Here is an 8296-nt window from a genome sequence, read left to right as displayed (position 1 = left end):
GTAATAGGTCGCCGCTGGGATCGGCCTTGCGGCCGGTTCGGATACCGGCGGCGGTACGGAAACCGGCGCACTTGGCGCCGGCGCCGCGGTTTCGACCGCCGCGGCGGGCGCCGCCGCCGGTTCCTGGAACCAGCTGTGGCGGCAATTGGCGCAGCGCACGGTGCGGCCCGTGGGTCCGATCGCCGTATCGGGAACGACATAGCGGGTGTGGCAGGACGGGCAGGCAAGGATCATGGGCTTCCTCTAAACACGCCGATTCGCGCGTTGCAAGCCTTGCGTCGCACTCGCCGCTTGTCCTCTGTGGACAGCCGTGCGAGATGCTGCCGGATGAGCGGACCAGCGCCCCTGTTCCTTGCCCCCGCACAGGCGCTATCCGGCGCGCCGGTGACGCCATGACGGACGTCTCCCCCGCGCGGCCCGGCGGCGCGATGGTCGAGTTCGACGGCGTCGGCCTCCGCTATGGCCCCGATGCCGAGATTCTCTCCGACATCAGCTTCAATCTTCAGCCGGGCAGCTTCTATTTCCTCACCGGCGCGTCGGGCGCGGGCAAGACCTCGCTCCTCAAAATGCTCTATCTCGCCCAGCGCCCGAGCCGCGGGATCGTGCGGCTGTTCGGCGAGGATCTGGTCGCCATGCCGCGCCACCGCCTGCCCGGCTTTCGCCGCCGCATCGGGGTCGTTTTCCAGGATTTCCGCCTGATCCCGCATTTGAGCGCGCGCGACAATATCGCATTGCCGCTGCGGATCGCCGGGGTCAGCGAGGAGGATCTGTCGGGGCCCGTCGGCGAGATGCTGAGCTGGATCGGGCTCGGCGACCGCGCCGATGCCCGCCCCGCGACGCTGTCGGGCGGCGAGCAGCAGCGCGTCGCGATCGCGCGCGCGGTGATCGCGCGCCCGCAACTGCTCGTTGCCGACGAACCGACGGGTAACGTCGATCCCGACATGGCGATGCGCCTCCTCGGTCTGTTCGAGGCGCTGAACCGCCTCGGCACCACCGTCGTCGTCGCTACGCACGATATCCATTTGATCAGCCGTATTGAAAACGCGCAGATGATGCGGCTCGAACGCGGCCGCCTGTCCGACCCGACCGGCGCGCTGCGTTATCCGCCGGCGAACAAGGCATGACGGGGCACTCATGATCATCCCGCGCGTCCCGATCCAGCATCGCCGCCTGCTTCCCGACCGCCGCCTGTCGGGGCCGACGCCGTGGGTCATCGCGATCCTGATGATGCTCACGCTGCTCGCCGCCGCCGCCGGGGTCGGCCTCGCGCGCTCGGCCAATGCGATCGGCAACGCGATCGCGGGGCGCGTCACCGTCCAGATCGTCACCGCCAACCCGGTGACGCGCGCCGAACAGGCCGCCGCGCTCCGCCGCGCCGCGACCGCCCAACCCTTCGTGCTTTCGGCCCGCACCGTCGAGCAGGAGGAACTGCGGGCGACGCTCGGCCAGTGGTTCGGCAGCGCCGAGGGCGACGACCCGCTGCTGAAATCGCTCCCGTTGCCGGCGCTGGTCGATGTGGATTTCGTTGGCGGCGACCGCGGCGCCCACATGCGTGCACTCGATGCGCTGGTGGCGCGCGAGGCGCCCGGCGCACGGATCATTCCGCACGCCGAATGGCTGGGCCCCGTGGCGCGGCTCATCCGGTCGCTCGCGTGGATCGCCGGCGCGATGGTGCTGTTGATGGCCGCGGCGAGCGCGGCGGTCGTGATCATGACCGCGCGCGCCGCGCTCGGCACCCATTTCGCGACGATCGAGATGCTCCACATGATCGGCGCCACCGACCGCCAGATCACGCGGCTGTTCCAGCGCCGGATCGCGATCGACACCGCCTATGGCATCGCGCTCGGCAGCGTCGTCGCCGCGGCGATCCTGCTGCTGATCGGCTGGCAATGGTCGCGGGTGACCGCAGGCCTCGCCGCGACCGCGTCGCTCGGCCCTGCCGGATGGGCACTCTTGCTGGCGCTCCCGCTATTGGCTATCGCGCTCGCAGCCCTTACCGCACGCCAGACCCTGCTCGCGGCGCTCAAGAAGATATTATGATCAAGCGCCTGATTTCCCTTTTGTTCCTGGCCTGGGTACTTGGCTTCGCATGGTTCGCGCTGCTGTTGCCGCTGCCCGCCGGTCCGCAAAAGACCGATGCGATCGTCGTGCTCACCGGCGGTCCCGGCCGCATCGACCGCGCACTCGAGCGGCTCGAGGCGGGCGACGCCAGGCGGCTGCTCATCAGCGGCGTCGCGCGCGAGGTGAAGCCGCGCGAACTCGCCGCCGAATACAAGCGCCCGGTCAGCCTGTTCGACTGTTGCATCGCGCTGGGGTTCGAGGCCGAGGATACGCGCTCGAACGCGACCGAGGTCGCGACCTGGGCGCAGCGCCGCAAATACAAGAGCATCCGGCTGATCACCACCGACTGGCATATGCGCCGCGCCGAATATGAAATCGGCCGCGCGGTCGGCGACAAGGTGACGATTCTGCCCGACGCGGTGCGCAGCCAGCCGAATTTCGCGACGTTGTTCCGCGAATATCATAAATATCTTGCGGGGCTGGCGGGCGGGCTTCTCGGCCTCTAAGACCAGCGCCGATGCGCTACACCGTCGCCCTCTTCCGTTCGGTCCTCTTCTGGCTGCTCTTCGTATTGATGAGCAGCATCAGCTCGATCGGCGCGGTGATCTCGCTGCCGATTTCGCACCACGCCACCATCTGGTTCGTGCGCATCTGGGCGCAATTCCACCGGCTGATCTGCCGATTCGTGCTGGGCCAGAAGATCGTCGTCGAGGGCGAGATGCCCGACAGCCCCGTCCTCTATGTCTTCAAGCATGAATCGGCGTTCGAGACGATCGAACAGCCGATGCTGTTCAAACATCCCGCGGTTTTCGCGAAGGAAGAGCTGTTCTCGATCCCCGTCTGGGGGCAGGCGGCGCATTTCTATGGCCTGATCCCCGTCGACCGCGACGGCGGCGGCAAGGCGATGCGCGCGATGCTCGGCGCGGCGAAGGCAGCGCTCGCCAACGGCCGCCCGCTCGTCCTCTTCGCCGAGGGCACGCGCGTCCCGCACGGGCAGGCGCCCCCGCTGCGCTCGGGCTTCGCGGGGGTCTACCGCCTGCTCGGCGTGCCGGTGATTCCCGTCGCGGTCGACAGCGGCGTCGCCTATCCGCCGCGCAAATGGGTCAAATGGCCGGGCACGATCACCTACAAGATCGGTGAAACGATTCCAGCCGGGCTGCCGCGCGACAAAGCCGAAGCGCGCGTACGCGCGGCGATCAATGCGCTGAACCCGCCAGAGTCATCGGAAGGCGCAGTTTCGCCCGACGGGGCTTGAGACCGGCCGCGATCCGGTTGGCGGCCGGCCTTAGTGCTTGCGCCCGAAATCGGGCGCCGCATCATCCTGCCCCTGTTCGATGATCGACCGCCGGATAGCACGCGTGCGCGTGAACCAGTCCTCGAGCTTCGCGCCGTCGCCGCGGCGGATCGCCTGCTGCAGCACGGTCAGATCCTCGTTGAAGCGCTGGAGCGTCGCCAGCACCGCGTCCCTGTTCGCGAGAAAGACGTCGCGCCACATCACCGGATCGCTCGCCGCGATGCGCGTGAAGTCGCGGAAGCCGCCCGCCGAATATTTGATGACCTCGCTCTCGGTGACTTCCTCGAGCTCGCTCGCGGTGCCGACGATCGTATAGGCGATGAGGTGCGGCAGATGGCTGGTCACCGCGAGAACCAGATCGTGGTGCGCGGCGTCCATCGTCTCGACCTTCGCGCCGAGCGCCTGCCAGAAGGAGGTCACTGCGGTCACGGCGTCGTCCGATGCGTCCGCATTCGGCGTGACGATGCACCAGCGGCCTTCGAACAATGTCGCAAAGCCCGCGCCGGGTCCGCTGTTCTCGGTCCCCGCAACGGGGTGCGCCGGGATGACGTCATGATCGGGCAGCGCTTTTGCCAGCGCCTCGGCCACGCCGGCCTTCGACGAGCCGACGTCGGAAACGATCGCCCCCGCCTTCAACCCGGGTGCGATCGCCGCCGCCGCCGCCGCCATGCGCCCGACGGGCACCGCCAGGATCACAAGGTCGGCGTCCGCGACCGCGCCGTCGGGGTCATCGACGATCGTGTCGCAAAGCCCGAGCTCGCGCGCGATATCGCGAACTTCGGCCTTGGCGTCATATCCGGCAACCGCCACCTCCGGTAGCCGATCGCCGATCGCGCGCGCAATCGACGAGCCGATCAGCCCCAGCCCGACGATGGCGACGCGATCGATCGCCATCAGCCAGCCAGCGCCGCGCGGATCGCCGCCGCAAGCCCGCGCGTCTCATCCCCGGTGCCGATCGTCATGCGGAGCGCATCAGGCAGTCCCTGCCCCGGCAGCCAGCGGACGATATAGCCCGCCTTCATCAGCCGGTTGTAGACCGTCTCGGCGCTCGTCTCGCCCTTGAACAGCACGAGCAGGAAGTTGCACGCCGACGGCACGACGCGCACGCCGTGGTTGCCGAGGCTTTCGAGTTCCCCGGCCAGCCAGGCGCGCCATTTCGCATTATGCTCGCGGCTGTGCGCGACGAATTCCTCGTCGCCAAGCGCCGCGACCGCCGCCGCCTGTCCGGCGCGCGTGACGTTGAACGGCAGGCGGATGCGGTGCAGCGCCGAAATCACTTCGGCGGCGGCATAGCCCCAGCCGATGCGCTCGGCGGCAAGCCCGTGGATCTTCGAGAAGGTGCGCGTGATGAACACGTTCGGCTGCGTCCTGGCGAGTTCGAGCCCGCCGTCGTCCTCGGCCTCCGACAGATATTCGCTATAGGCCTGATCGATCACGAACAGGACATTCTTCGGCAGCCCGGCATAAAGCCGTTGCACTTCGTCGCGCGTCGCGAGCGTGCCGGTCGGATTGTTCGGATTGGCGAGATAGACGACGCGCGTCCTGTCGGTTACCGCGGCGAGCAGCGCATCGACGTCGGTTGCATAATCCTTGTCATCGGCCTCGACCGGCACCGCGCCGACGCGGCGCGCGGCGATTTCGTAGACCGCAAAACCATAGCGAACGTAGAGAATCTCGTCTCCGACACCCGCATAGGTGCCCGCGGCGAGATGGAGCAATTCGTCCGACCCGTTGCCGCAGATCACGCGCGCCGGGTCGAGCCCGAACTTGGCCGCGATCGTCTCGCGAAGCTCGACCGAGCCCGGGTCGGGGTAGCGCGAAAGCGCGTCGGATGCCGCTTGCGCCGCCGCGAAAGCCGCGCGCGCCTTTTCTCCCGTGCCGAGCGGATTCTCGTTCGCGCTCAGCTTGATCAACGGGCGGCCATCGGCGCCGGCGGACTTGCCGGGAACATAGGGAGCGATGCCGCTGATCCACGGCTTGGGCGTAAGGGTCTGGGTCGCGTCGGTCATGCCGCGCCGTTTAACGGTTGTGCGTGGCGAGTCCAGCACGTTGACACGCCCCCCGCGCCCGCTTAGCCCCCGCGAACCATGGCGAGCCTGCTCCACGATATCCGGCATCACAGCGTGACGATCGCCGCGCCGCTGCCGCTCGACAGCGGGCAGGTGCTGCCGTCGGTAACAATCGCCTATCAAAGTTACGGCGCGCTCAACGCCGACAGGTCGAACGCGGTGCTGATCTGCCACGCGCTCACCGGCGACCAATATGTCGCGAGCGATCACCCTGCGACGGGCAAGCCCGGCTGGTGGGCGCGCATGGTCGGCCCCGGCAAGCCGATCGACACTGACCGTTTTCACGTCATCTGCGCAAACGTGCTCGGCAGCTGCATGGGGACGAGCGGCCCCGCGACGCCCGATGCCGCGACCGGCGCTCCGCTCGGCATGGCCTTCCCCGTCATCACGATCACCGACATGGTGCGCGCGCAGGCGATGCTGCTCGACCATCTCGGCATTGCGCGGCTGCACGCCGTCGTCGGCGGGTCGATGGGGGGGATGCAGACGCTCGCCTGGGCGGCGTTCTATCCCGAGCGCCTCGCATCGGCGCTCGTGATCGCGAGCGCTGCCCGCCATTCGGCGCAGAATATCGCGTTCCACGAGGTCGGGCGACAGGCGATCATGGCCGACCCCGACTGGCGGGACGGGCAATATTACGGCAGCGCGCGCGCCCCCACCAAGGGGCTCGCGGTCGCGCGCATGGCGGCGCATATCACCTATCTGTCCGAGGAAGGGCTGACCGAGAAATTCGGCCGCCGGCTGCAGGCGCGCGACATCAAGAGCTTTGGCTTCGACGCCGATTTCCAGGTCGAATCCTATTTGCGGCATCAGGGGCTCGCCTTCACCGACCGCTTCGACGCCAACGCCTATCTCTATATCACGCGCGCGATGGACTATTTCGACCTCGCCGAGCCGCACGACGGGCGGTTGGCCGGTGCATTTGCAGGCGCGAAGGACGTGCGCTTCACCCTCGTCAGCTTCGATACCGACTGGCTCTATCCGACCTCCGAATCGCGCCGCATCGTGCAGGCGCTGCAAAGCGTCGGGGCCGCGGCGAGCTTCGTCGAACTGTCGGCGCCCTTCGGCCACGACAGCTTCCTGCTCGACGTCCCCGCGCTCGACCGCCTTGTCGCGGGATCCTTGCGGGCGGGTCTGGCATGACCGGTAGCTGGCGCCTGTCCTTCGACCCTGCGGACATGCAGGTCGACGCGATCCACGCCTTTCTGGCGCAAAGCTACTGGGCCGAAAATATCGCGCGCGGCATCGTCGAACGCGCCATTGCCGGCTCGCTCTGCGTCGGCGCCTTCGCGCCGGCCGGCGAGCAGGTCGGCTTTGCCCGCGTCGTCACCGATCGCGCGACCTTCGCCTATCTCGCCGACGTCTATGTGCTCGAGGCGCATCGCGGGCACGGCCTCGCTGCCCGCATGGTGACCGCGTTGCACGATCACCCCGAGCTACAGGGACTGCGACGCTGGATGCTCGCGACCAGCGACGCGCATGGCCTCTATTCGGCGCTCGGCTGGACCGCAATCGAGGACAGCACACCGTTCATGCAGAGGCATTTTCCTGACGTTTACAGGGGGGCAGCCCAATGAAGCTGCGCCCCGATCTCGCGATCATCGCCGATGCCGTCCCATCGACGGCGCGCGTGCTCGACGTCGGCTGCGGCGATGGCGAACTCATGGCGGCGCTTCGCGACAAGGGTGTCGACGCACGCGGGCTGGAGATCGATCCCGACAATGTCACCGCGGCGATCGCACGCGGCCAGTCGGTGGTGCAGGGCGACGCCAACCGCGACCTCGCCGACTATCCCGACGACGCGTTCGACTATGCGATCCTGTCCCAGACGCTGCAAACGACCGAGCGTCCCGACAAGGTGGTCGACGAGTTGCTGCGCATCGCACCACGCGCCTTCGTCAGCTTCCCCAATTTCGCGCACTGGCGCGTGCGGCTCGCACTGCTGTGGGGCGGGCGGATGCCGGTGACGCGGTCGATCCCCATCGCCTGGTACGAGACGCCGAACATCCACCATGTCACGGTCAGCGATTTTCGCGACCTCGTCCGCGCAAAGGGCATCAAGGTCGAACGCGTCTGGCATCTTTCGGGCGACCGGCCGACGAGCGACGCCGCCGCGAGCTGGCGCGCCGAACATGCGATCTTCCTGATTTCGCGCTGATTCAGTCCTGCTTCTTCAGCCCGTTCGCGAGCAGGTCGTTCGCGATCGCGGCGATTTCCGAAATATCGCTTTCGGTATCCCACAATCCGTAGCGCATCCCCAGAAATACGTTCATGCCGCCGATCGCCCAAGCGTGGATTTCGCTGACGTCGCCGCGAATCTCGCCACGCGCCGCACCATTTTCCAGCCGCTGCCGGACGCGCGCGACGGTCGTTTCATAGTGGCGGCGATAGCTCGCATAATCAACGAACTCGGCCTCGTCGATGATGCGGTAGATCTCCTTGTGCTCGCGCACGAAGCCCAGATAGGATTCGAGCCCGATGCGCTCGGCGTTGATCTCGTCGGGTGCCGCCTGCACGAGGGGCGTGACATGATCGCGCAATTGCTCGCTCATATAGCGGACGAGCGCCTGGAAGATTTCCTCCTTCGAATCGAAATAGGTGTAGAAGCTGCCGAGCGCGGTTCCCGCGCGGCGTGTGATCGCGCTGATCGATGCTTCGTGAAAGCCCCGCTCGCCGAATTCGAGCGCCGCGGCGTCGAGCAGCTTGCGCAGCGTCCGCCGCCCGCGCTCGGTGCGCGGCGTCTTGTCGCGCGCTTCGCTCTCGGCGCTTCCTGTCGCGGCTGGCGGTTGATCCATAACGGTCCTCGTCTCCCCTCCGTCGCTGCCCCCTATCGCTGCATCGTGGCTTTTCCGCACCACTGGCAAGCAAAAAA

At 67.6% G+C, this 8296-nt stretch carries 11 protein-coding genes; 7 read left to right on the top strand and 4 right to left on the bottom strand.

What is annotated here, in order from left to right; translation table 11 throughout:
• Positions 1-234 (bottom strand): zinc-ribbon domain-containing protein (locus JHC57_RS09240; protein ID WP_294029706.1); only part of this gene is annotated, 234 nt, incomplete at its 3' end.
• 158 nt (positions 235-392) lie between these two features.
• Between JHC57_RS09240 and ftsE the strand changes: the two genes are divergently transcribed.
• The 4 genes from ftsE to JHC57_RS09220 are packed head-to-tail and all read left to right on the top strand — an operon-like array spanning position 393 to position 3316.
• Complete coding sequence (ftsE, locus tag JHC57_RS09235; RefSeq protein ID WP_294029705.1) at positions 393-1124, top strand: cell division ATP-binding protein FtsE; 732 nt, start codon at positions 393-395, stop codon at positions 1122-1124.
• 10 nt (positions 1125-1134) lie between these two features.
• Entirely contained in the window at positions 1135-2040 is a 906-nt protein-coding gene (locus tag JHC57_RS09230; RefSeq protein WP_294029704.1) for a cell division protein, read from the top strand.
• Complete coding sequence (locus JHC57_RS09225; RefSeq protein WP_294029703.1) at positions 2037-2567, top strand: YdcF family protein; 531 nt, start codon at positions 2037-2039, stop codon at positions 2565-2567. Before JHC57_RS09230 ends, JHC57_RS09225 begins: the two co-directional genes overlap by 4 nt.
• A gap of 11 nt (positions 2568-2578) precedes the next feature.
• Positions 2579-3316, top strand: a complete 738-nt coding sequence (locus JHC57_RS09220; protein WP_294029702.1) for a 1-acyl-sn-glycerol-3-phosphate acyltransferase — start codon at positions 2579-2581, stop codon at positions 3314-3316.
• 30 nt (positions 3317-3346) lie between these two features.
• Here JHC57_RS09220 and JHC57_RS09215 read toward each other — a convergent pair whose 3' ends face one another.
• Entirely contained in the window at positions 3347-4252 is a 906-nt protein-coding gene (locus JHC57_RS09215) for a prephenate/arogenate dehydrogenase family protein (RefSeq protein ID WP_294029708.1), read from the bottom strand.
• A complete protein-coding gene (gene hisC / locus JHC57_RS09210) occupies positions 4249-5364 on the bottom strand; it encodes a histidinol-phosphate transaminase (protein ID WP_294029701.1) in 1116 nt (371 codons plus the stop codon). Before hisC ends, JHC57_RS09215 begins: the two co-directional genes overlap by 4 nt.
• A 78-nt stretch (positions 5365-5442) precedes the next feature.
• Here hisC and JHC57_RS09205 point away from each other — a divergent pair, with 78 nt between their 5' ends.
• The 3 genes from JHC57_RS09205 to metW are packed head-to-tail and all read left to right on the top strand — an operon-like array spanning position 5443 to position 7582.
• Positions 5443-6567, top strand: a complete 1125-nt coding sequence (locus JHC57_RS09205) for a homoserine O-acetyltransferase (protein ID WP_294029700.1) — start codon at positions 5443-5445, stop codon at positions 6565-6567.
• The gene (locus tag JHC57_RS09200; protein ID WP_294029699.1) at positions 6564-7001 is read left to right on the top strand and encodes a GNAT family N-acetyltransferase; all 438 of its coding nucleotides are present in this window, start codon (positions 6564-6566) and stop codon (positions 6999-7001) included. The genes JHC57_RS09205 and JHC57_RS09200 overlap by 4 nt, the downstream gene beginning before the upstream one ends.
• Positions 6998-7582, top strand: coding sequence for a methionine biosynthesis protein MetW (metW, locus tag JHC57_RS09195; RefSeq protein ID WP_294029698.1), 585 nt, complete (start codon positions 6998-7000; stop codon positions 7580-7582). The genes JHC57_RS09200 and metW overlap by 4 nt, the downstream gene beginning before the upstream one ends.
• 1 nt (position 7583) lies before the next feature.
• On the opposite strand, the gene JHC57_RS09190 is transcribed toward metW, so the two are convergent.
• Complete coding sequence (locus JHC57_RS09190) at positions 7584-8219, bottom strand: TetR/AcrR family transcriptional regulator (protein ID WP_294029697.1); 636 nt, start codon at positions 8217-8219, stop codon at positions 7584-7586.
• Positions 8220-8296 lie beyond the last annotated feature (77 nt).

It is taken from the genome of Sphingopyxis sp. (assembly GCF_016463645.1).
GTDB lineage: Bacteria > Pseudomonadota > Alphaproteobacteria > Sphingomonadales > Sphingomonadaceae > Sphingopyxis.
Note: the sequence above shows the minus strand (reverse complement) of the source record. Positions and strands in the feature narration are given on the sequence as shown.